At 60.5% G+C, this 22,311-nt stretch carries 18 protein-coding genes and 1 tRNA gene; 10 read left to right on the top strand and 9 right to left on the bottom strand.

The window, feature by feature from the left end; all coding sequences use genetic code 11:
* Window positions 1-99: 99 nt before the first annotated feature.
* From MOP44_RS03875 to MOP44_RS03865, 3 genes are all read right to left on the bottom strand, one after another.
* Window positions 100-1,965, bottom strand: a complete 1,866-nt coding sequence (locus MOP44_RS03875) for a CRTAC1 family protein (protein ID WP_260794596.1) — start codon at window positions 1,963-1,965, stop codon at window positions 100-102.
* 89 nt (window positions 1,966-2,054) lie between these two features.
* Complete coding sequence (locus MOP44_RS03870; RefSeq protein ID WP_260794595.1) at window positions 2,055-2,669, bottom strand: hypothetical protein; 615 nt, start codon at window positions 2,667-2,669, stop codon at window positions 2,055-2,057.
* 55 nt (window positions 2,670-2,724) lie between these two features.
* Window positions 2,725-3,258, bottom strand: coding sequence for an RrF2 family transcriptional regulator (locus MOP44_RS03865; RefSeq protein ID WP_260794594.1), 534 nt, complete (start codon window positions 3,256-3,258; stop codon window positions 2,725-2,727).
* Window positions 3,259-3,524: 266 nt separating this feature from the next.
* Between MOP44_RS03865 and MOP44_RS03860 the strand changes: the two genes are divergently transcribed.
* From MOP44_RS03860 to MOP44_RS03845, 4 genes are read left to right on the top strand one after another with little or no spacing between them, the layout of a single operon-like run.
* On the top strand, window positions 3,525-4,640 hold the full coding sequence (locus MOP44_RS03860; protein WP_260794593.1) for a hypothetical protein: 1,116 nt from the start codon (window positions 3,525-3,527) through the stop codon (window positions 4,638-4,640).
* Window positions 4,637-5,128 (top strand): QcrA and Rieske domain-containing protein, encoded by a 492-nt coding sequence (locus MOP44_RS03855; protein WP_260794592.1) that lies wholly within the window; start codon window positions 4,637-4,639, stop codon window positions 5,126-5,128. The genes MOP44_RS03860 and MOP44_RS03855 overlap by 4 nt, the downstream gene beginning before the upstream one ends.
* Before the next feature lie 24 nt (window positions 5,129-5,152).
* Window positions 5,153-6,241: a cytochrome b gene (locus MOP44_RS03850; protein ID WP_260794591.1), complete on the top strand. Its 1,089-nt coding sequence runs from the start codon at window positions 5,153-5,155 to the stop codon at window positions 6,239-6,241.
* Between the two features lie 9 nt (window positions 6,242-6,250).
* On the top strand, window positions 6,251-7,660 hold the full coding sequence (locus MOP44_RS03845) for a cytochrome ubiquinol oxidase subunit I (protein WP_260794590.1): 1,410 nt from the start codon (window positions 6,251-6,253) through the stop codon (window positions 7,658-7,660).
* A gap of 69 nt (window positions 7,661-7,729) precedes the next feature.
* Here the strand turns inward: MOP44_RS03845 and MOP44_RS03840 are convergent, their stop codons facing one another.
* The gene (locus MOP44_RS03840) at window positions 7,730-8,542 is read right to left on the bottom strand and encodes a hypothetical protein (RefSeq protein ID WP_260794589.1); all 813 of its coding nucleotides are present in this window, start codon (window positions 8,540-8,542) and stop codon (window positions 7,730-7,732) included.
* A 124-nt stretch (window positions 8,543-8,666) separates the two neighbouring features.
* On the opposite strand from MOP44_RS03840, the gene MOP44_RS03835 reads away from it, so the two are divergent.
* The 3 genes from MOP44_RS03835 (at window position 8,667) to MOP44_RS03825 (ending at window position 12,121) form a co-directional block, all read left to right on the top strand.
* Window positions 8,667-10,271: a glycerol-3-phosphate dehydrogenase/oxidase gene (locus MOP44_RS03835; RefSeq protein ID WP_260794588.1), complete on the top strand. Its 1,605-nt coding sequence runs from the start codon at window positions 8,667-8,669 to the stop codon at window positions 10,269-10,271.
* Between the two features lie 48 nt (window positions 10,272-10,319).
* Window positions 10,320-11,963 (top strand): glucose-6-phosphate isomerase, encoded by a 1,644-nt coding sequence (gene pgi, locus MOP44_RS03830; RefSeq protein ID WP_260794587.1) that lies wholly within the window; start codon window positions 10,320-10,322, stop codon window positions 11,961-11,963.
* Window positions 11,964-12,044: 81 nt separating this feature from the next.
* Window positions 12,045-12,121: transfer RNA gene (locus tag MOP44_RS03825), tRNA-Arg, on the top strand.
* 27 nt (window positions 12,122-12,148) lie between these two features.
* Here the strand turns inward: MOP44_RS03825 and MOP44_RS03820 are convergent.
* The 3 genes from MOP44_RS03820 to MOP44_RS03810 all read right to left on the bottom strand — a co-directional run bounded on the left by MOP44_RS03820 (window position 12,149) and on the right by MOP44_RS03810 (window position 15,308).
* Window positions 12,149-12,427, bottom strand: coding sequence for a hypothetical protein (locus tag MOP44_RS03820; RefSeq protein WP_260794586.1), 279 nt, complete (start codon window positions 12,425-12,427; stop codon window positions 12,149-12,151).
* A 584-nt stretch (window positions 12,428-13,011) separates the two neighbouring features.
* Window positions 13,012-13,875: a sugar phosphate isomerase/epimerase family protein gene (locus tag MOP44_RS03815; RefSeq protein ID WP_260794585.1), complete on the bottom strand. Its 864-nt coding sequence runs from the start codon at window positions 13,873-13,875 to the stop codon at window positions 13,012-13,014.
* 137 nt (window positions 13,876-14,012) lie between these two features.
* A complete protein-coding gene (locus tag MOP44_RS03810; protein ID WP_260794584.1) occupies window positions 14,013-15,308 on the bottom strand; it encodes a Gfo/Idh/MocA family protein in 1,296 nt (431 codons plus the stop codon).
* Between the two features lie 226 nt (window positions 15,309-15,534).
* Here MOP44_RS03810 and MOP44_RS03805 point away from each other — a divergent pair, with 226 nt between their 5' ends.
* From MOP44_RS03805 to MOP44_RS03795, 3 genes are all read left to right on the top strand, one after another.
* Window positions 15,535-17,295 (top strand): coagulation factor 5/8 type domain-containing protein, encoded by a 1,761-nt coding sequence (locus MOP44_RS03805; RefSeq protein ID WP_260794583.1) that lies wholly within the window; start codon window positions 15,535-15,537, stop codon window positions 17,293-17,295.
* A 53-nt stretch (window positions 17,296-17,348) separates the two neighbouring features.
* Entirely contained in the window at window positions 17,349-18,515 is a 1,167-nt protein-coding gene (locus MOP44_RS03800) for a PP2C family protein-serine/threonine phosphatase (RefSeq protein ID WP_260794582.1), read from the top strand.
* Window positions 18,516-18,577: 62 nt separating this feature from the next.
* A complete protein-coding gene (locus MOP44_RS03795; RefSeq protein WP_260794581.1) occupies window positions 18,578-20,413 on the top strand; it encodes a S1 RNA-binding domain-containing protein in 1,836 nt (611 codons plus the stop codon).
* 68 nt (window positions 20,414-20,481) lie between these two features.
* On the opposite strand, the gene MOP44_RS03790 is transcribed toward MOP44_RS03795, so the two are convergent.
* Window positions 20,482-20,742: a UBP-type zinc finger domain-containing protein gene (locus MOP44_RS03790; protein WP_260794580.1), complete on the bottom strand. Its 261-nt coding sequence runs from the start codon at window positions 20,740-20,742 to the stop codon at window positions 20,482-20,484.
* Between the two features lie 29 nt (window positions 20,743-20,771).
* On the bottom strand, window positions 20,772-22,259 hold the full coding sequence (gene glpK, locus MOP44_RS03785; RefSeq protein ID WP_260794579.1) for a glycerol kinase GlpK: 1,488 nt from the start codon (window positions 22,257-22,259) through the stop codon (window positions 20,772-20,774).
* Window positions 22,260-22,311 lie beyond the last annotated feature (52 nt).

Genomic DNA, 22,311 nt, shown 5'->3' with positions numbered 1-22,311 from the left:
ACTCCCGAGGATAAATAGCAACTATCTCGACCCGCGCCGCAAAAGGAAAAGCCGCGAGAGCATTCGCTCCCGCGGCCATAGCTCGGATATGTTGTTCTGCTACTTGCCCGAACCTTCCGTCAACGTCACGATGCGGTCTACGCCGGGCACAGTGAACTGCTCAACTTTGCCGCTCGGCCAGTGCACTTCGATCGCCTCCACACCGGAAGCGCTGCCGATGCCGAAGTGTACGCGGGGGTCATTATTCGAGAGGTAGCTCCCTCCGCTGATTACATCGCCGCGCTGCTTCATTCCGTTCGCTGTGAGGTAGACCGTAGCTCCAACGGCCTCGCGTAGACTCTTCTGGCCACCAACGAGCTTCAGTTCAATCCAGTGATTTGTGTTAGATTCCACGTTGCGCAGCAGCACCGGGTGGGCATCCATCACGTTGATCACCGCATCGATCTTGCCGTCGTTGAACAGGTCGCCCACGGCCATGCCGCGTCCGGCGATCACGTCAGCCAGGCCGGATCCCTCTACAGCAGGCACGGTGTCAAACTTCTTCCCGCCGATGTTGTGAAAGAGCATCGGCCGCTGCGCCCACGTTGTTCCCCACGCGTACTTGTCGGCCTGCGGATAGACGTGGCCGTCTGACATCAGCAGGTCCTTCCACCCATCGTTGTCGTAGTCGAAGAAAGCATCGCCCCAGCTCAGGAACGGAACGGTGCCCTCGCCTAGGCCAACGTGATAGCTGATGTCGGTAAGGTTGGCATCGCCCTCGTTGTGATAAAGCGGCTTATAGTCATCCGAGAAAGTAGTGTCGAACACATCGAGCATGCCCGTGTTCTCATAGTCGCCAACGGCAATGCCCATCGACGCTGTCTCGCGGCCGGCCTCGTTGAGTGCGAACCCTGACGCGTAGCTCACGTCCTCGAAGGTTCCGTTGCCTTTGTTCAGATAGAGATAATTGGGCGTCGAGTCATTGCCCACCAGCAGATCAGGCTTCCCGTCGTTGTTGATGTCCACAAACACCGCCCCAAGACCGTAGTAGCCGGGCTTATCGGCTACGCCCGCCTTGTCGCTCACATCGGTGAATGTGCCGTCACCATTGTTATGAAAGAGGTGGTCGCCCTCGCCCTTCAGTCCCCGCGGGCCGCAGCTTACCTTCTCGCCGCGGAAGGTACAGAACGCGTTAGGTGCATCGGCGTCACCAGCCGTCGGCATGTTATGTCGGTCATAGTGCAAGTATCCGGCCACAAACAGGTCGAGTCGGCCGTCACCGTCGTAGTCTCCCCACGTCACACCAGTGTGCCAGGCCGCAGGATCGTCCAATCCCACGCCGGCCTTGTCCGCCATGTCTGTGAAGGTGCCGTCATGATTGTTGTGGTAGAGTCGGTTCTTGCCCCAGTTCGATACGTAGAGGTCCGGCCAGCCATCGTTATCGTAGTCACCCACGGCTACGCCAAATCCCCAGCGTTCGTTGGTTACGCCCGCCTTCGCAGCCACATCTGTAAAAGTGCCGTCGTGGTTGTTGTGGAAGAGCGCGGCGTGCGGCGGCGCTTCCTTTCCATCGAGCGCTTTGAAAGTCGAACCGTTGACAACGTAGATGTCCATCCATCCGTCGTTGTCGTAGTCCAGCAGCGCAACTCCAGAGCCCTTCGCCTCGACGATGTAGTCCTTCGCCGGCGTACCCATTTTGTGCGTCCACTTGGCCAGCCCGGCCTTCTCTGACGCGTCCTCAAAGACCATGGGGCCCGACTTCACGAAGCCCCCGGCCGTGATGGGACGATGCTGCGCATCAAGCTGGATGGGATGGGGCGAGCCGCTCTCCTGCCCGCTCTTAGCCGGCGCCTGTGCGCCCTCTGCATTCTTGTTGGTTTGCTGTTCCGGGGGAAGCGTGCCGGGACCGGCGGCCTGTGCAGAAACCAAAACGGGGAAAAAGGCAAAAACAGCCCATACAGCGGCTTTCTTGGTGACCGTGAACATGGACGCAGTATACGGGGCCGGGTGGACGCCAGTATCGTCCGAAAGAACGATGGGCGAGACGCCTCGGTGCGCGGTCCCGCCCGCTCGATCTATGGCATGCTGCTTGGCTGAGACCCAGGCTGCGCATTCTGCACCAGCCAGCCGTCATTGCTTCTTACCAGGGTGGCCGTTCCGGCCTGGGGCGCGGCAGCTGAACCGAGCTTCGGGAAAGCCGCCTTCATTTCCGCAGAGTTCGCCCACGGCGGCAGGTTACTCGCCTGGTAGTGATAGCTGACGGTATATTGCGTCGCGTTGTCCGCCTGAGGCGTATAGCTGTCGACTGAGCTCACCTCAGCATGTCCGTAGCAGAAGTTGCCGTATCCCGGCTGCGAAGCATCCGCGGTCCATACCGAGCGGCCCTGGTCTGAAAGATCGTAATCGTTGGCCTGCTTCGACCCCACCAGGAACCGCTTCTTCTCCACAGCTGTCCGCGTGAGCAGCCCGGCGTCAGTCAGGGCGTCGTAACCCCTCGTCTGCGCGTCGTCGGACGCATCGGCCTGCGCCGGTAATTTTTGCGGCGCGGCCCACAGGCACTGCTGCTGCGATTTCAGGTAGTTGTTCAGGGCTGTCTTGAAGGCGCCCGGGTCGACTGTGTTCTTCTTGCATCCTTCGCCCAGCAGGGCCAGACCGGCCAGAGACACCACCAGCAATCTGCGCATGTGCATCCGCGTTTTCTCCTCACAGCTTGGATGCACGTCCTGCTCAATTGTGATTGAACGTCTAAGGAACTGGCACGGCAACGGGTTCAGTACTCTCTGCCTCGCGGCAGTGGCAACTTTCGCTCCCATGCGTGCTCGCGGAAGAAATTGACTCAACGATGGGTGTTGTGGCGGCAGTTGCGCCACCAGGTCCCATTCCAAACGCCAAGTCTTCGATCCGCGCGTCTTCCAGCACTCTGAGCATTGCCTCCTGCGCCCGTACCCACACCGGATGCGCCGGGCACCAGCTCTGACGTGCACATGCCTTGCCCGATGTGAGGCAGACATTCAGATGGATAGGTCCATCCACCGCCTCGATCACATCGCGCATAGACGCCTTCTTGCCATGCGCCGATACTTCGAATCCGCCGGCCTGTCCCCTCTGGGAGATCAACAACCCGGCGCGCGTCAGCGCCTGCAGCACCTTCGATAGAAAGCTCTCCGGGGCTCCCGTGGCCGCTGCCACTGCGGGAAGGGATACACGGCGCTCTCCTCCCTGGCCAATCAGGTGGATCATGACGCGGACGGCATAGTCTGCGGCCCGCGTCAGCTGCATTGAGGAATTTGCATCATTCATGGTTCTGCCCTACCGCGGCATTGCCGCGCCTCGAGATTGGGTTTCAGGCAATGAGTGTATTGCGGGTAGATCACACCAGTACGTGTTCGCCGTCACAGACCTTCCGGGATACCCCCGATTAGGTTGGACTCGCATTCCGAATCGGACAACAGCAGTCCACTAACCACACGCTACCTCTACCCGGTTCCGCACATGGCGCTTTCCATGCCACGGCTTGCAATAACCCCGGGCGAAAGGAACTTTAAATGCAATCATTTCCCGCCGTTGATCCGATCCCTTTACCGGCGCCGGTCTGGCTATTCAAGCTGCTCCATATCGTTACGCTATCGCTCCACTTCGTGGCGGTCGAGATGCTGCTTGGCGGCCTGCTGATTGCGGTTATCCTGAGCCTCTTCCGCAACTCGGCGGCTTCAACGGTGGCGGCACGCGCGCTGGCGCGTCGCCTCACGGTCGTCATGACCTATGTCATCAACCTTGGAGTGCCGCCGCTCCTGTTTGCGCAGGTTCTCTACGGCCGCGCGCTATACACCAGCAGCATCCTCATCGGAGCCTATTGGATCTCCATCATCGGCCTCCTGACGTTGGCCTACTGGCTGCTGTACCAGTTCACGGGGCGTCTTGAATCGGGGCGCACCGCATGGCTTGTAGGCCTGAGCGCATGGATCATTGCCGGATTCGTCGCACGCCTGCTCTCGACCAATATGACGCTCATGCTACGCCCGGAGGCCTGGCGCAGCATGTACTCCTCTTCGGCAGCGGGCGTGTTCCTGCCCACCGGCGACCCCACCACCGAGCCTCGCTGGCTCCTGATGCTGGCCGGTGGCCTCTTTGTGGGCGGCCTCTGGATGGTGTATCTCGCGGCCCGCAGCACGTTCACCGCGGAGGAGAAGCGCTTTCTTGCCGGAGTGGGTGGGAATATCGCTGGAATCTCTGGCCTCGTTTATCTTGCTGCCGGAATTTGGGCAGCTAGCGTCCAGCCCGACGCCGTCAAGAGCGGACTCGCGAACCACGCGCTCTATCACTTTGGCGGCCTCGCCGGTTACGGCTGGCTCGCTCTCGTTCCCGTAGCAGTCCTGGTTGCGGCGTTTGCCGGCTTTGTAGGGCGGGCTCCCGCGTGGCTCGCGTGGACGGGCGCACTGCTCGTACTCCTCATTGAGATCGTCTTCACTGTCTACCGCGATGCCGTGCGCGACCTGACGTTATTAAGCAAGGGCTTCGATGTCTGGGATCGTGACGTTGTCACCAACTGGAGCGTCGTAGGCCTGTTCCTGATCCTGTTCATCGCTGGGCTCGGCGTCGTCGGGTGGCTCATCTCCGTCGTCGCACGCGCGCAAAAGCCCATGGAAGGAGCCGCACAATGAGCGGTCACATCGTCCTCGAACCCATTCAGACTGCGCCGGAGGCCGGCGGCGACAAGGCCACACGCCGCGGCTTCCTGATCGCGGCAGGTGCAGCAGGGCTTTGTTATGTCGGCGCCCTTGGCTATCCCGTCTACCGCTATCTGGCGTCGCCTATTGAGATGGCCTCGAGCGCCTCCGCCGTCACTGAGGTGACGCTCAAGGATGCGCAGAAACTTGCGCCCGGCTCCGTGCTGATGTTCAAGTTCGGCTCCGCGCCCGCCATGCTCATCCACCACCAGGACGGCGCATGGGTCGCGCTGACGGCAGTGTGCACGCACCTTGGCTGCACTGTGCAATACGAGTCGCAGATGAACCGCATTCACTGTGCATGCCACGGCGGTGTCTACGATCCGCGCACGGGAGCGAATGTCAGCGGGCCTCCGCCCAAGCCGCTGAAGCTTTTCAAGGTGGCCGTCAATGAAACCGGGGTACTGGTCTCGCGCGCCTGAGCGCGTCAGGAGCAAGGATCTGAAATGACATCGAAATCTATTGCGAATTCGCTCTATGGGTGGGTTGATGAGCGCCTCGGCATCTCCGAGGTGGCCGCATTCGCGCGCCACAAGACTGTGCCCGCCCATCGTTACTCCTTCTGGTACTACTGGGGAGGCATATCGCTTTTCCTCTTTCTTGTGCAGTGCTTCACCGGCGTGCTGCTGCTGGTCTACTACCGGCCTGGCGTGGATGCATTCGAGTCTGTCCGCCAGATCACGTTCGTGATGCGCTTCGGGTGGCTCATCCGGTCGGCGCACGCCTGGTCAGCCAACCTCATGATCTTCGCCATCATGGTGCACATGTTCTCGGTCTTCTTCATGAAGGCCTACCGCAAGCCACGCGAGTTCGGCTGGCTGAGTGGAATGGCGCTGCTTGCCCTGGCCACAGTCTTCGGATTTTCCGGATACCTGCTGCCCATGGATGAACTCAGCTACTTTGCGACCAAAGTGGGCTTACAGATCCCGGCGGCCGTTCCGTTCATCGGACCCGCCATCGCCAACATCCTTCGAGGCGGTCCGGACGTAAGCGAATTCACCGTCCAACGCTTTTTCGCTCTACACGTCGTCGTGCTGCCAGCGCTCTTCCTACCGCTGCTTGGCTTTCACCTCTGGCTCGTGCAAAAGCACGGCAACGCCATTCCGCCCAGCGAGGAGCTGAAGCACCCCAGCGAGAGGAAGAGCATTCCCTTCATGCCTGCGTTCCTGCGCAAGGACCTGGCCATGTGGCTCATTTCGCTCAATGTGCTTGCCTTGCTCGCTTCGGTATTCCCGTGGTCGCTGGGCAAGCAATATGACGCTCTCTCGCCGGCACCACTCGGCATTCATCCGGAGTGGTACTTCATGAGCCCTTTCGAGATGCTCAAGGTTCTCGGCACCATTCTGCCGGGTGAGGCGGGCGAAATTGCCGGACTGCTGCTCTTCACGCTGGGCATTGCACTGTGGCTCCTTATTCCGTTCTACGACACGCGCAAGGACTCAGGCCGGCGCGCCCGCACTGCGCACTACTTCGGCATTGTTGCCGTTGTGCTGCTGCTGACCACCACCGCCATCGGTTACTGGACGATTCGATAAGAGGCAACGATGAACTATCCGTTCTGGGACATTCCGCACTTAGGCTCGGGCTGGGTCATCGGACTCATCGCCATCTATCACGTCATGATTTCGCAGTTCGCGGTGGGCGGCGGCCTGTTTCTGCCGATCGCCGAACGCAAGGCCATGCAGATGGCCGATAAGGAGACCGGCAAAGCTTGGCTCGCGCAGCTCGTCCGCCACTCCAAGTTCTTCCTCGTGCTTACGGGCGTCTTCGGCACCGTCTCCGGTGTCGGAATCTGGTTCGCCATCGGACTCACGCATCCTGAGGCCACCAGCACGCTGATTCATAACTTCGTCTTCGGCTGGGCTATCGAGTGGGTTTTCTTCATGATCGAGCTCACCACGATTGCGGTCTATTACTACACGTGGAATCGGATCGATCCGAAGCTGCACCTGACGGTCGGCTGGGTGTATTCCATCGCATCGGTCTGTACGCTCATCATCATCAACGGCATCCTCACGTTCATGCTCACCCCGGGAGACACCTGGATCGGTATCGCCGGCACCGGCCATGAGGCGAGCAAATTCTGGAACGCTTTCTTCAACCCGACCTACTGGCCTAGCCTCTTCCTGCGCACCGGGGTCTGCACGTCGCTTGCGGGAATCTGGGCTCTCATCACCTCCAGCCGCATCGATGGGGACAAGCAACCGGATCTCAAAACGGGCATGGTCAAGTGGAGCGTCAAGTGGCTTGTCCCCTCGTTCGTGGCCACTCCATTCCTGTTGATGTGGTACCTGTGGATGGTGCCTTCCTCGCAGCGTGCGCTGCTCACTCTCGGCATTGACACCATTGCCGGCGGAACGTTCTCGACAGTCACCCGCATTGCGCTGATCATCATCATTACGTCGGCGACTATTGTGAGGGTCGCATATTACCTCGCTTATCGCAATCCGATCGACTTCAACCTGGCGCACGCGCTCAGCATTCTGATGCTGGCCCTCATGGTCACCGGCGCTGGCGAGTACGCCCGCGAAATGCTGCGCAAGCCGTACGTGATAGGCCGCTGGATGTATTCAAACGGCACCCGTGTCCCTTCTGTGGCCCGCTTCAATGCGCAGGGGTACCTGGCCAACTCCATGTGGACCTGGAACGGTGATGGCGGCTTGCCACCTTCGAGTTACTCGCGCGGCGAAGCCATCTTCCGCGGCGAGTGCGGATCCTGCCACACAATGGACGGGTACCGTTCGATGCGCACGTTGATGGACGGGCGCGATCCCGCCGGGATTCACAATTTCATCCAGATGCTGCATGAATACAAACCCGACTCGCCATATCGCCGGTTCATGCCGCCCATGACCGGCACCACGCAGGATGTGGAGGATCTGGCGAACTACATCAACGCGCACGTCAACCCTTCCGCGTCCAGACAGCAGAAGCCGCTCCTGGCCGAGCGATAAGAACCAGCAGGCAAAAAGAAGGCGCCTGCGATTCAGCTGGCGCCTTCTTTCTATTCAAGCCGGACTTTGTTACGCGTCGTGGTCTTCGAGAGCCTCTGCGCTGCCGGACTCCAGTGCCGCCGGCTCCGATTCCCCTTCAATCACGGTTCCTTCCGGCGTCGCCTTCACCCCTCCCGGCTCATCTAGCCACAGGGTAATGATCCACCAGACCAGCACTGCGAAGAACACGACACTGTTAGCATTGAACAGTCGCTCGCGCAACGCGATGAAATGGTTATATTCATCCATCGACTTCGGCGCTGCATGGCTCGCGATCACCTGCCATATGGCCTGAACAGAAATCTGGGCAATCGATGCAGTCGACAGGCCGATCACGATGCGCTGCGTATGGCTCCGCCACCCTGCTCCGTAGCGCGCGCCGAAAATAACGATAAGCAAGCCCACGAGGATGTTCTCGACATCCAGAAACAGCCCGCCCTTCTGCGCAAGCAACTGCAGCAGTTGGATTGCGCTCCCGGCCTTCATCTGCTCCCATGCCGGCCACTTGCCCCAGAACTTCAGCACGACGGCGCCGATCGCCATCACGATCAGTGCGGCGGTGACCCAGGCGACCCGCGGCACGCGCCCGAATGGCTTCCGTGCAAGCTCGATCAGAACCAGCAGCCCCAGCACCACGCCGATCACCGCGGTTATGATCACGAACTCCATCATGGTGATCTGCGGAAGGCGGCCCATCAGCAGCCTGCCGGTCAAGACGCGGAATGCAACCAGCGCCACGCTAGCGGTGAAAAGAGGGAAGCGCCCGGCCCGGTCGCGCCCCAAGAGGACGACCAGCAGCACCAGTTGCGCAGCGAAGGTGAACGTCCAGAGAACGTCATCCATCGTGAATGGAAAATGAAAATGCATTTGTTGTTGTCCATGCGCAGACGCAATTGCCGCGCAGTCTTCAGTTTATATGGTGCCTGCCAGCGTATCCTTCCTATAAAGCAGTTCATGAGGTCGATCCATGAATCGTGAATCCATGCTGGCCCGTGTCCGCGAGCGCCAGCTTCCGAATCAGGACCCCTGGGACATCATCGTTATCGGCGGGGGCGCCACGGGCGCCGGCATCGCCGTAGACGCGGCAAGCCGCGGATACTCCGTACTCCTTCTCGAGCGGGAAGATTTTGGCAAGGGAACGTCGAGCCGCAGCACCAAGCTGGTCCACGGCGGCGTGCGCTATCTCGAACAGGGCAATATCTCGCTGGTGATGGAAGCGCTGAAAGAGCGCGGTATCATGCTTGAGAACGCCCCCCACCTGGTGCACGATCAGCCTTTCATCGTCCCCAATTACTCATGGTGGGAGACGCCGTTCTACGGCATTGGTCTCAAAATTTATGACCTGCTGGCCGGCAAATATGGTTTTGGCAAATCACGCATTTTGTCGCTAGAAGAGACGCTCCAGCGCCTGCCCAACATTCGCCAGGACGGACTGCGGGGCGGCGTGGTTTACCACGACGGCCAGTTCGATGATGCTCGCCTGCTGATTTCACTCATCATCACGGCGACGGAACAGGGCGCGACCGTGTTGAACTATGCGCCGGTCGTGGAACTGACCCGCGATGCCGATGGATTCATCAATGGAGTCGACGCACTCGATCGCGAATCGGGCCAGCGCTTCACTGCGGCGGCGAAGGTCGTCATCAACGCCACCGGAATCTTCACCGACGAAACGCGGCGCATGGCTGACGCGGAATCGCAGCCGATGCTCGCTCCCAGCCAGGGCATTCACCTCGTCTTCGATCACTCGTTCCTGTCCGGAGACACCGCGATCATGGTGCCGCACACTACTGACGGACGCGTACTTTTTGCCATCCCGTGGCATGGGCACACGCTGGTGGGTACCACGGACACGCCGATTGACGGGCCCTCGTACGAACCCGCTCCATTCGAGCAGGAGATCCAGTTTGTGCTCGACACCGCGGGACAGTACCTCAGCCGTCCTCCGCAGCGCGAAGACATCCTAAGCGTGTTTGTGGGCATTCGTCCCTTGGTGAAAGCCGCGGGCTCTGACGCATCAAAGACCTCGGCTCTCTCGCGCGACCACACGATCCACATCGACGCCACTGGATTACTGACCATTGTTGGCGGCAAGTGGACAACCTATCGGCATATGGCTGAAGACGTGGTGGACCAGGCCATCACTCTCGGCCGGTTAGACGAGGCTCCCAGCGTCACAAAGACATTGCGCATCCACGGATACCTGAAACCGGAGCAAGGGTCGGGCGGGCTGGCCCTTCCCGAAGATGCTCTGGCGGTGTACGGAACCGATGCATCTCCGATTCGCGCACTTGCCGAGTCCGATCCTGGACTGGCCCAGCTGCTCGACCCCGACCTGCCCTGTGTGGGTGCGCAAATTGTCTGGGCGGCGCGCAACGAGATGGCGCGAACGCTCGACGATGTTTTGTCACGGCGCACGCGAGCGCTCTTGTTGAATGCTGCGGCGGCAATACGTATGGCGCCTGCGGCAGCACGCCTGCTGGCGCGCGAACTGGGCCACGATGACGCTTGGGCGACCCAACAAGTGACGGCGTTTCTCCAGTTGGCTGCTCAGTACAATGTAACCAGTTAGGGACCTCAGGCATCAGTTACCTCCACGAGAGCTTAAAAGGAGAACGGTATGGCGACAGCGGCGGCAGAGACGAAATCGTTAACCAGCCGAAAGGCGTGGCAGGCGCTTGGGAACCACTTCCGCGAGATCCGCGATGCGCATCTGCGCAATCTGTTCTCTGCCGATCCCGGGCGCGGCGAGCGCTTGACCGCCGAGGCTGTTGGCCTGTTTCTCGACTACTCCAAAAACCGAGTGACCGACGAGACTCTGCGGCTCCTCGTGCAACTTGCCGAAGAGTCGGGCCTGAAAGAGCGTACTGAGGCCATGTTTACTGGCCAGAAGATCAATATAACGGAGAATCGCGCGGTGCTCCACGTGGCTCTGAGAGCGCCGCGAGGCGCCACCATCGAAGTGGACGGCGAGAACGTCGTGCCCAAGGTGCACGAGGTGCTGGACCGCATGGCCGACTTCGCCAATCGGGTGCGTAGCGGCGCCTGGAAGGGGCAGACCGGCAAGCGCATTCGCAACGTGGTGAACATCGGTATCGGTGGGTCGGACTTGGGGCCCGTCATGGCTTACGAGGCGCTGAAGCACTACAGTCAGCGCGACCTGACCTTCCGCTTCGTCTCGAACGTGGACAGCACCGACTTCGCCGAGGCTGTAGTGGACCTCGACGCCGAGGAGACGCTGTTCGTTGTTTCGTCCAAGACCTTCACGACTCTTGAAACGATGACCAACGCGAACAGCGCTCGCGAGTGGCTGCTGAGCAAGCTGACCGATGAGGCCGCGATCGCCAAGCACTTCGTCGCCGTCTCGACCAATGCAAAGGAAGTCTCAAAGTTCGGCATCGATACGGCCAACATGTTCGGCTTCTGGGATTGGGTCGGCGGCCGCTACTCCATGGATTCGGCGATCGGTTTGTCGACCATGCTGGCGATCGGGCCGGAGAACTTCCGCGCTCTGCTCGACGGCTTCCACGCCATGGACGAGCACTTCCGGACAGCTCCGTTTGAGAAGAATCTGCCCGTTCTGCTGGGATTGCTGACAGTTTGGTATACCGACTTCTTCGGCGCTGAGACAGAGGCTGTGTTGCCTTATGAGCAGTACCTGAAGCGCTTCCCGGCATATCTCCAGCAGCTCACCATGGAGAGCAACGGCAAATACATCACGCTGAACGGCGAGCACGTGGACTACGCTACCAGCCCCATCTACTGGGGCGAGCCTGGAACCAACGGTCAGCACTCTTTCTACCAGCTCATTCACCAGGGCACGCGGCTGATTCCCTGCGACTTCATCGCATTCAACAAGTCACTGAACCCGCTGGGCCGGCACCACGACATGCTGATCGCCAACGTCTTTGCGCAGGCAGAGGCGCTGGCCTTCGGCAAGACTGCCGAGCAGGTGAAGGCCGAGGGCACCGCCGAGTGGCTCGTTCCGCATCGCGTCTTTGAGGGCAACCGGCCCTCCAATATGCTTGTGGCGGAAGAGCTTACGCCAGACATCCTGGGCAAGCTGGTGGCGCTCTATGAGCACTCGGTGTTCACCCAGGGCGTGATCTGGAATATCAATTCCTTTGACCAATGGGGCGTGGAGCTGGGCAAGCAACTGGCGCAGCGAATCGTTCCAGAGCTTGAGGATGCTCAGGAGCCGTCGCTTGGACACGACAGCTCGACCAACAACCTGATCCGGCGGTATCGGAAGGCGAAGGGCTGAGCCGCAGATCCACGGCGGGAAATAGCTGATTCAGAGCCGGTTTCCCGCCGGTGTTCGGTTTTGCTGTATTCTTGATGAAGTGCGCCCGTAGCTCAGCTGGATAGAGCGAATGCCTCCGGAGCATTAGGTCGGGAGTTCGAATCTCTCCGGGCGCACCAGTCCTGCTTTATTTCCCTTCACATCTACTACTTAGCCGCATCGCGGTCGGCTTCGCGCTTCTGGCGGAGCTCTTCCATCACAGACTGAATGAGAGCCTTGGCGTCTTGCATGCCGCTGATCACCGCCTGCAGGTCGAGAGCGGGCTTGGAGGGGTTGCGGGCCGAAGTGCAGTAGACGCCGTGCTGGCCGACCATGATCAGGGAGTCGGTGAGGAGGTCGAGCGCGACCGCCAGGCGGCCGCGCTCCAGACCCATCATGAACTCGTGCTGTTCCAGCTCTGTCCGCTTATCGTCGAAGACGCTCATGCTTCCAGCGTATCGGATGGGGAGCCGACGTGCTGCGCCGGGCGGGTTCAGACGCGGGATGGCGCCGCTCTACGAGCGGCGAGTCGGAGCTGCCGAACTAGCTTGCGGCTGAGATGTGATGAACTTCGTTTTGGAGAGTCGGCGCGGGTAGTTCTGGCGATTTCGATTGTTACTATCTGGTTATAATGAGACAACTTTTAAAGGAGATTTAGCTAAGCAGTATACAGATTTTTGTATTGCAATAAATTCTTTTGAAACAATAGGTTATACGTAAAATCACCCTCGAAAAGCGAAGAAGAGGAGAAGTAAAAACAGGGGGAGGGGTAGCTAATTTTCTAGTAAACACCGGGCGATTTCTGTTCAAAAATGGCGCGCAGAGGACACTAGACCCGTCTGAAGAACATTAACGCGTTGCTGCGAACGGGTCTGTGATGGCGATCACGACTCCCGGCTTTGAATTGTCACCCTTCATGTCAGGGCCGGGAGGGGTTCGTGCTTCCCCATCCTTTTAGCAAAAGGCGCGCAAAGGATGGGGGGCACTCGAAGTTCGTTGTGAAACCGGCAGAGGGTCGGTCCCTCCGGCATCAGTACTCGAGTTTCTTCAGGAACTCGCCGTCCTGCTTGAGGTCCTCGATGGGGTCGTAGGTGTACTCCTCCTGCTCAACGAAGCAGTGCTTCAGCCCCGTGGCAGCCTGGAAGATGGGCCGGTAGTCGATGCTGCCTTTGCCCATAATCACATTCTTGTACTTGCCGTTGGCTTCTTTCACCAGGTCCTTGACGTGGAAGAGAGGGAAGCGTTCGGGCGATTGCTTCAGGTACTCGACGGGATTGTGCCCGCCGCCGACCACCCATCCGCAATCCATCTCAAAAACGACGGAAGCGGGGTCGGTGCGCTTGAGCAGTTCGTCATAGAACACCACGCCATTCTCAGTGCCGAACTCGACGGTGTGGTTGTGATAGCCGAACGTCATGCCGGCGGCTTTGACTTTCGCACCGATCTCGTTGAACTGGTCGGCGACCCAGCGCCAGTCATCCAGGTTGAGTTCGCCGCCCTTCTTGCTGGGGTCGCGATGGAGGCCGGCCCAGGAGCAAACCATGTATTCGAGGCCAATGGCTTTGCCGTAGTCGATGAGTTCGCTGAGCTTCGACTTGAGGTCAGCGAGGTTGTGATGAGTGGAAACGCATTTCAGGCCGGCGGCGTCCATGGACGCCTTCCACTGCGCGGGTGTTTTGCCGAAGTAGCCGGCGGCTTCGCATTCTTTGTAGCCGATGGCTGCAAGCTTTTTGAGGGTGCCGTCGAAGTCCTTGGGCAGCATTTCGCGGACCGAGTAAAGCTGGAGGCCGAGGGGTTTGTCGAGTGTTTTGGCGCTAAGGCGCGGCGCGATGCAGGCCGCTGCTGCTGCGGCGGTGGCGGATTTGAGAAAAGTGCGACGAGACGATGCGTGCATAGATGTAACCTCTCTGGCCCTGATTACGGCATTTCCTGAGTTATTGTGCCCTCGCCCTCTGTGTGCAGGGTCGCCGCTTCTTGAGGTCGCGTCGACTTGATTGCATCGGGTTCGGACGCATCAACTCAGGAAATGCGTTAGCTCTTGATGGTTTTCGACGCCGGATCCCAAACGGCAGCCGCGTGGTTGAAGTAAGAGTGATTCGCCATATGGCAGGCAATGGCAGTGTTGTTGCCGAAGATCTCGTCTTCAAGGACGTGCTCGCGCGTTTCCACAGCGCGGAAGAAGTTAGCGATGTGGGCGACCGAGTCGTCGAAGCCTTGCGGAATCGTGTAGGTCTCGGTGAGCGGAGCGTCGTATTTCTGCGGATGCGCGGCCCACCACTCGTCGTAGTACTTCTTCTTCAGGTCCGCTGTCCAGCCGTTGAGCGAGTACCACTCGGGCTGGGGATGCGTGTCTTGAGGCGTGAAGGTGAGGGTGTTGCCCTTGATGATGAGAGAGCCCTCCTTGCCGTAGAGGGCGGTCATTTCTCCGGGAGCGTCGTTGTTCTGATTGCAGTGCAGGTTCACGGTCACGCCGTTGTAGTCGTAGAGCGTGGCAATCAAATCGGGGAAGTCGCGGCCATCCTTGAAGTGCGTGAGGCTGCCCATGGAGAAGGCGCGATTGGGAGCAGCGTTGATGCCGGTGGCGCATTGGATGCCCGAGAGCAGATGCACATAGAGATCGCCGGCAAGGCCCTCGCCGTAATCGGCGAAGCAGCGCCAACGGAAGAAGCGGGCCTCGTCGAAGGGGCGGTCGGGCGCGTCGCGGAGCCAGGTCTTCCAATCAATGGTTTCGGGGCTTGCGTCAGGCGCGATAGGGTAGACCCAGGCGCCCGAGTCGGAATTGCGGTCGGTGTAGCCCTCGATCAGGTTGATCTGGCCCAAGCGGCCTTCCTTCACAATTTCCGCAGCTTTCTTGAAGATCGGGTTAGAGACACGCTGGCTGCCCGCTTGAAAGATGCGCTTGTGCTTCTGGATGGCGTCGACCATGGCGTGACCATCGGCGACGTTATGGCTCATCGGCTTTTCGCAGTAGACGTCCTTGCCCGCTTCCACACAATCAAGGACGACGCGGCGGTGCTGGAAGTCGGCAGTCGCAACGATCACCGCGTCGACGTCTTTAAGGTCGAGGAGCGAGCGGTAGTCACGGACAGTCGGAATGTCCTTGCCGTAGGCTTCAACGCCGGCCTTCTGGTGCATTGTGTAGAGGTCGGCTGTTCCGACGCATTCGCCGTTCGGCACTTTGGCGGCAGCGCGCAGCAGGTCGCAGCCGCGAATGCCGGTTCCGATGGAGACGAAGCGGATCTTGCGGCCGGAGGTGTCCGGCATATCGGCCGCGAGGGTTTTGGGTTTGTCAGCAAATGCCGAAGGCGCGACCGCTCCTGCAGCCATGACGCCTGCGCCGATACGTACAAAATCTCTGCGAGAGAATGGGCCCTTCATGATGTGCCTTTCGTTTGCGCTGCCATTCTCAACCGTGTGGTCCTATGATGTAAAGCGTTTGAGCTAGCGTTTGCGAATGCGCGGAAAGCGAATGCGGAGCGTAAGCTTCGAGTACGCTCACAAGCCAGCGCCGCTTTGCAGGTTCGTGAACGCAGTCTACGAAGGGTCATACATCATGAGATCGAAACTCGCCAGGCATTATGGAGTCCTCTTTCTGTTCGCAGCGGTCGCGTTGTGGTCGGTTGCCCCGGCATTCGCGCAATTCACAATGACAACGGAAGCGCTTGCGTGGGGACCCAACGTGCAGATCTTCTCGCCGCAGATGCCGGCAGCGGAGATGCAGCAGAAGATCGACGCCATCTACGCCGCGCAGGAGCACAGCGAGTTCGGCACGCAGCGCAACGCGATTCTGCTGCTGCCGGGTGACTACCACCTCGACATTCCTGTGGGCTTCTATACGCAGATCGTTGGCCTGGGGGCGACGCCCGATGCCGTGCATGTGACAGGCAATGTGCACGCCGATGCCAGCCTGCCGCGCAACAATGCGACGTGCACGTTCTGGCGGGGCGTGGAGGGGTTCTCCGTCACGCCGACGGTCGACGGAACAATGCAGTGGGCGGTGTCGCAGGCGGTGTTCTTCCGCCGCATGCATGTGCGTGGCAACGTGGTGCTGCACCAGAAGCGCGGTTGGGCGAGCGGCGGATGGATTTCGGATTCGCTGATTGACGGCAACGTGGATTCGGGGTCGCAGCAGCAGTGGATCTCGCGCAACACGGAGTGGAAGAGCTGGACAGGCTCCAATTGGAACATGGTGTTTGTCGGCGTGAACAATCCGCCGCAGGGCGAGTGGCCGCAGCCGCCCTATACGAAGGTAGCGACCGCGCCTTTGGTGCGGGAGAAGCCCTTCTTGTGGACAGATGGGAAGGGCAACTGGAACGTGCGTGTGCCGGAGTTGCGCAAGGATTCGACCGGCATCACCTGGCACAGCGGAAGCACGCCAGGACGAGATATTCCGCTGAGCAAGTTCTATATCGCGAAACCGAGTGATTCGGCAGCGGCTATCAATGCCGAACTCACGAAGGGGAAGCATCTCTTCCTGACGCCGGGCATTTACGATCTCACCGAGCCGCTGCGGGTGACGAAGGCGAACACCGTTGTGCTGGGGCTGGGGTTTGCGACGCTGAGGCCGGTGAAGGGCACGGCAGCGATGACGGTTGGCGATGCAGATGGCGTGATCGTTGCAAGCGTGCTGATCGATGCGGGCGAGGCGAAGTCGCCGGTGTTGATGGAGGTTGGCACAGCGGGCAGTAAAGCCAGCCACGCGAAGAATCCCATCTCGCTGCATGATGTGTTCTTCCGCGTTGGCGGAGCTGGTGTGGGCAAGGCCGATGTAGATCTGCGCGTCAACGCGAACGACACCATCATCGATCACACTTGGATATGGCGCGCGGATCACGGCAAGGGCGTGGGCTGGGACCAGAATCTGAGCACGAATGGGCTCGTAGTCAATGGCGATCGCGTCACGGCGTATGGGCTGTTTGTGGAGCACCATCAGCAGTACCAGGTGCTGTGGAATGGCAACTCGGGACGGACGTATTTCTATCAGTCTGAAATCCCCTATGATCCGCCCACGCAGCCTGCCTTCACGTCCGGACCGGGCGTGAATGGATGGGCGTCGTACAAAGTGGCCGATCGTGTGACATCGCATGAGGCATGGGGGCTGGGCATGTACTCGGTCTTCCGGAAGCCCGACGTGAAGCTGACGCGGGCGATCGAGGTGCCGGTCAAGCCGGGAGTGCGCTTCCACCACATGATCACGATTGCGCTGGATGACAAGGGCGAGATCACGCACGTCATCAACGATACGGGAGAAGCGGCTGTGCCGGGCGCGCATCGGACAGTGCCGCGGGTGACGGAGTTTCCGGAAAAGCAGTAGGAGCCCGGCGCAAGCCCGTGGCATGCTGAAAAGGAGTGCCTGCGATCAGGAGCGTGAGGACATTGCGCCTGCCCAACCACAGCCCGTGGAAGAATGTGCCGCCGAGGAACATCGTCATCTTTCTGCTGGCTGTGTTCTTTGTGTTCGCGAGCCTGGGGTTTGTCACGGATGTGATGAACATGGGGCGGCAGCCGCTGGGGCGGTTCTGGTTGTCGGTGTTGCTCTCCGGACTGTTCGCAGTGGGCTACGCAACGGGCGGGATTGCGCTTCGCCAAAAATTCTGGATGGCAGTGCTTCCGCTGTTCGCGGCGCAGTTTTTGATCATGGCCCTGCTGAACAAGCAAATGCCCGATTCGCGGCAGCCTACGCAGTACGGTCCAGCAGAAACGCAACGGCTGCATGCACGGCTGGCGCTCGATGGCAACGGCGTAGTCGTGTGCGTGATCCTGGGGTACATCGGCTTTCTGACGGTATCGATCAGCGAAGGCAGGAGGCACGCGCGTCTGCGGGGCGAAAAAGCCGCGCTCGACAGCGAGATGGCCGCCGCGCGAGAGATTCAACGGGCGATGGTTCCGGAGGAGCTGCCGCCCACACCCGGATACGAACTGGAGTGCGTCTACAGGCCGGCAGCGCAGGTGGGCGGCGATTTCTTCCAGGTGATTCCGCTGCGGAGCGGAAGCTCGCTTGTGATTGTGGGAGACGTGAGCGGCAAGGGGCTTAGCGCGGCCATGATTGTGTCGATGGTAGTGGGTGCGCTGAACACCATCACCAGCTTCACTGAGGATCCCGCCGCCATTCTGGCGGAACTGAATCGCCGAGTTTGGGGGCGGGCTCAGGGCGGGTTTGTGACGTGCCTGGTGGTCCGGCTCGACGCCGAGGGTCAACTAACGGTGGCCAATGCGGGACATCTTCCACCGTATAGAAATGGCGTGGAGATTGCGATGGCAGGCTCACTGCCGCTCGGAGTCAACGCAACAGCTTCGTACGAGCAGGTTCACATCTCGCTGCGCAGAGGGGAAAACCTGTTTCTTCTGACAGACGGCGTGGTGGAGGCGCAGAACGAGGCGGCGGAGCTTTTGGGGTTTTCGCGCGTGGAGAAGCTGCTGCGCGACGGAATCACAGCAGCAGATCTGGCCGGAGCAGCGCAGCATCATGGTCAGGCCGACGACATTACGGTGGTGTCCCTGCAATGCACGGCGGCCGCGCGCGTTGTGGCCTGAACGAGCCAGAACCGGGGCAAATGCGGACTTTGACTGCGTCGTGAAAGAATATGGGCGTAGCCATGACCGAGAATACAAATCCGGAAACCGAAGCCCCCGAGTCCACCTCCGCGCCCATCACGGAGCCCGCCGCTGAGTCTCTAAGCGAACCCGCGGCAGAGCCCACGACGGGCGAGGCCCTCGCGACCGCGCCATCCTATGAAGTTGTGAATACACCCGTGCTGGCAGGCGAAGCCGCACCAGCTGATGAGCCGATGGAAGATTTTGGCGCCCTGCTGGCGGACTACGAGAAGTCGCACAAGCGGAAGAGCGAGGCTGGGCCGACGCTGCAGGGAACTGTGGTGTCGATTACGCCGGAGCAGGTGTTTCTCGATATCGGATACAAGATCGAGGGCGTGCTGCCGCGGGCGGCATTTGAGAAGAACGCGGACGGCGTTCAGCGCGGGGACATGTTCCCGGTTTCGATCACCGGCCGCAACGAAGAGGGCTATTACCAACTTTCGCGCTTCAAGGTGGCGCAGCCCAAAGACTGGTCCGCGCTGCAGGCCGCCTTCGACCAGAAACTCGCCGTGTCGGGAACCGTGACGGAAGTGGTGAAGGGGGGAGCGCGCGTGGACGTCGGTGTGCGCGCCTTTATGCCCGCCAGCCGCAGCGGCACGCGCGATGCCGCGGAACTTGAAACCCTTGTTGGGCAGCAGATCACATGCCGCATCACCAAGCTCGATGTGGCCGACGAAGACGTTGTGGTGGATCGCCGTGTGGTGCTTGAAGAGCAGGCGCTCGCAGCCGCGGGCGAGCGATTCGGCACGCTGAAGGAGGGCGACGTTGTTTCGGGCACGGTGCGGACGCTGATGCCCTATGGCGCATTCATCGACCTCGGCGGCATTGATGGCTTGCTGCATGTTTCCGACATCGCGTGGACCCGCATCTCCAAGCCCGAAGACGTGTTGAGCGTTGGCGACAAGCTGGACGTGAAGATTCTCAAAATCGATCCGAACACGAAGAAGCTTTCGCTCGGCCTGAAGCAGTTGCAGCAGGAGCCCTGGGAGACGGTGCCACAGCGCTACCAGGCCGGGCAGCGCGTGAGCGGCACGGTGACGCGCGTGCAGGATTTCGGCGCATTCGTGGAGATCGAGCCGGGAGTCGAAGGCCTCATTCACGTTTCGGAGATGTCGTGGGGCAAGAAGGTGCGCATCGCATCCGACATCCTCAAGCCGGGGGAGCGCGTGGATGCGGTCATCCTCAACATCAAGCCGGAAGAGAAGCGGATTTCGCTAGGCCTGAAACAGACGCTCACCGATCCCTGGACCGAAGTGGCGGCCAAGTTCCCCGTGGGTTCACAGGTGCAGGGCCCGGTAACGAAGCTGATGGCGTTCGGCGCGTTTGTGCAGATAGCCGAAGGCGTCGAAGGCATGGTCCACATCAGCGAGATCGTTGCTGACCGACGGCTGAATCATCCTTCAGACGCGTTGCGCGTAGGACAGACGGTGCAGGCGCAGGTGCTGGCCATCGACACGGGCAAGCGGCAGATCAAGCTAAGCATGAAACAGCTTATTCCGACATCGATCGACGAGTACATCGCTGAGCACAAGGTGGGCGATAAGGTGTCAGGCCGCGTCGTGGCGGTTGCGCCGGCGACGGTTGAACTGGGCGAAGGCATTATTGCGTCGTGCCGTGCGACGGCGCCCGCGGCTCCGGCCGCCGGAGCGACGTCCGCGAGTGCGGCGCAGGGCAAGGCCGATCTCTCATCGCTGTCGTCGATGTTGTCAGCACGCTGGAAGGGAGCTGCTCCAGCACCCGATGCGAAGCCGCAGCCGCTCGAGGCGGGGCAGGTGCGCAGCTTCAAAATCACGAAGCTCGACGCGGCAAGCAAACAGATCGAGGTGGAGCTGGCCTAGGCAAGCAACGCCGCATAAAACGAAACAGCGAAAGAGCGCCTCGCTCTTTCGCTGTTTCTCTTTTGATTCTAGAGATACACTTCGTCGACGTAGCACCAGCGCCAGTCTTCGCCGCGCTCAGCGGACTGGATGATGGGGTGGTGGCTGGAGTGGAAGTGCTTGCGCGCGTGCGTGTTCTTCGACGAATCGCAACAACCGACGTGACCGCACTCAAGGCACATCCGAAGATGGACCCATGTATCGCCGAGCTTGAGGCACTCTTCGCAGCCGCGGCTATGAGGATGCACAGGTTTTACATGGTCCTTAACGTGGCTGCATTCTGATGACATGACGACCTCCCGTCTGTCTCTATGATCCATCATTCGGCCCAATTCTTGGAACGCTCCACGGCCTGATGCCAACGCGCCCTCAGCCGAGTAGCCTCAGCCCGATCCATCTTCGGTTCAAAACGTGTGTCGGCCTTGCGGCTGGAGCGCAGATCCTCAGGGCTGTGCCAGAACCCGACGGCAAGCCCTGCCAGATAAGCTGCTCCCAGCGCGGTTGTCTCGGTGACCTGCGGACGGACCACGGGCACGCCGAGCACGTCAGCCTGGAACTGCATGAGCAGATCGTTGACGGCTGCGCCACCGTCCACGCGCAGGGCCGCGAGCGGTTGGGGCGTCTCGCTGTCCATTGCCTCGAGGACGTCGGCCACCTGGAAGGCGATGCTCTCGAGAGCGGCGCGGGCAATGTGGCCGGGTCGCGTGTCACGACGAAGACCGATGAGCAGCCCGCTCGCGTGAGGATCCCAGTGAGGCGCGCCCAGTCCAACGAATGCGGGAACGAAGATGAGTCCGCCCGCATCTTTCTCGCCGGCGGCAAGCGCGCCAACTTCGGCGGACGACCCAATGATCCGCAGGTTGTCTCGAAGCCACTGCACTACCGCGCCACCAATGAAAACGGAGCCTTCGAATGCGTACTCAAGCCGATGCTGCGCGCTGGCGGCGATTGTGGTAATGAGCTTGTACTTCGAGCGCATGAAATTCGTGCCGATGTTCTGTAGAAGAAAGCAGCCGGTGCCATAAGTGTTCTTGGCGTCGCCCGGATTCCAGCAGAGCTGGCCGAAGAGCGCGGCCTGCTGATCGCCCGCAATTCCCGCGATCGAAATGCCGCCAAGGCCGAGAGTGGTCGTCACCTCGCCCACGCGCTCGCTCGACCACGCTACATCAGGCAGCATGCTTTCAGGGATGCCGAAGATGCGGAGCAACTCGGGATCCCAGCGGCCCTCGACCACATTGAACAGGAGCGTACGCGAGGCGTTGGTCACGTCTGTCACGTGGCGGTGTCCGCTGGTCAGATGCCACACGAGCCACGAGTCAACCGTGCCGAAGGCTAACTCGCCGCGCTCCGCACGCGCGCGCGCGCCGGGGACGTTATCGAGTATCCAGCGGATTTTGGTCGCGGAGAAATAGGGATCGATGACCAGGCCGCTGCGGTTGGAGATGTTGTCACCGGCGCCGCTCTGCTCGAGTTCACTGCAGAAACCCGCCGTCCGGCGGTCCTGCCACACGATAGCGGGATGGATAGGGTGGCCGGTTTCGCGCTCCCATACGATGACAGTCTCGCGTTGGTTGGTGATGCCGATCGCGGCTACGTCACGCGGGCGTGCGCCGACTTTGCCCAGTACTTCGACGGCACAAGTCATCTGGCTGGTGAGGATCTCCATGGGATCGTGCTCCACCCAGCCCGCCTGCGGATAGAACTGCTGAAATTCCTTTTGCGCAACGGCTGCGATGTTCCCAGCCTGGTCGAAGAGGATGGCGCGAGAGCTGGTGGTGCCCTGATCGAGAGCAAGAACGTAGGACATTCGGTCACTCCGGTTTCGCGCTCAAGTGAAACATGCCGCACGTGAGGGAAGC

Origin of the sequence: Occallatibacter riparius (assembly GCF_025264625.1) — a bacterium.
Classification (GTDB): Bacteria; Acidobacteriota; Terriglobia; order Terriglobales; family Acidobacteriaceae; genus Telmatobacter; species Telmatobacter riparius.
The sequence above is the reverse complement of the archived record's forward strand: the minus strand, read 5'-3'. Positions and strand labels throughout refer to the sequence as shown.

Excerpts from the sequence above, each read along its gene's own strand:
- MOP44_RS03875 (WP_260794596.1), bottom strand. The coding sequence starts at position 1,965 with ATGTTCACGGTCACCAAGAAAGCCGCTGTATGGGCTGTTTTTGCCTTT.
- MOP44_RS03870 (WP_260794595.1), bottom strand. The coding sequence starts at position 2,669 with ATGCACATGCGCAGATTGCTGGTGGTGTCTCTGGCCGGTCTGGCCCTG.
- MOP44_RS03865 (WP_260794594.1), bottom strand. The coding sequence starts at position 3,258 with ATGCAGCTGACGCGGGCCGCAGACTATGCCGTCCGCGTCATGATCCAC.
- MOP44_RS03860 (WP_260794593.1), top strand. The coding sequence starts at position 3,525 with ATGCAATCATTTCCCGCCGTTGATCCGATCCCTTTACCGGCGCCGGTC.
- MOP44_RS03855 (WP_260794592.1), top strand. The coding sequence starts at position 4,637 with ATGAGCGGTCACATCGTCCTCGAACCCATTCAGACTGCGCCGGAGGCC.
- MOP44_RS03850 (WP_260794591.1), top strand. The coding sequence starts at position 5,153 with ATGACATCGAAATCTATTGCGAATTCGCTCTATGGGTGGGTTGATGAG.
- MOP44_RS03845 (WP_260794590.1), top strand. The coding sequence starts at position 6,251 with ATGAACTATCCGTTCTGGGACATTCCGCACTTAGGCTCGGGCTGGGTC.
- MOP44_RS03840 (WP_260794589.1), bottom strand. The coding sequence starts at position 8,542 with ATGGATGACGTTCTCTGGACGTTCACCTTCGCTGCGCAACTGGTGCTG.
- MOP44_RS03835 (WP_260794588.1), top strand. The coding sequence starts at position 8,667 with ATGAATCGTGAATCCATGCTGGCCCGTGTCCGCGAGCGCCAGCTTCCG.
- pgi (WP_260794587.1), top strand. The coding sequence starts at position 10,320 with ATGGCGACAGCGGCGGCAGAGACGAAATCGTTAACCAGCCGAAAGGCG.
- MOP44_RS03820 (WP_260794586.1), bottom strand. The coding sequence starts at position 12,427 with ATGAGCGTCTTCGACGATAAGCGGACAGAGCTGGAACAGCACGAGTTC.
- MOP44_RS03815 (WP_260794585.1), bottom strand. The coding sequence starts at position 13,875 with ATGCACGCATCGTCTCGTCGCACTTTTCTCAAATCCGCCACCGCCGCA.
- MOP44_RS03810 (WP_260794584.1), bottom strand. The coding sequence starts at position 15,308 with ATGGCTGCAGGAGCGGTCGCGCCTTCGGCATTTGCTGACAAACCCAAA.
- MOP44_RS03805 (WP_260794583.1), top strand. The coding sequence starts at position 15,535 with ATGAGATCGAAACTCGCCAGGCATTATGGAGTCCTCTTTCTGTTCGCA.
- MOP44_RS03795 (WP_260794581.1), top strand. The coding sequence starts at position 18,578 with ATGACCGAGAATACAAATCCGGAAACCGAAGCCCCCGAGTCCACCTCC.
- MOP44_RS03790 (WP_260794580.1), bottom strand. The coding sequence starts at position 20,742 with ATGTCATCAGAATGCAGCCACGTTAAGGACCATGTAAAACCTGTGCAT.
- glpK (WP_260794579.1), bottom strand. The coding sequence starts at position 22,259 with ATGTCCTACGTTCTTGCTCTCGATCAGGGCACCACCAGCTCTCGCGCC.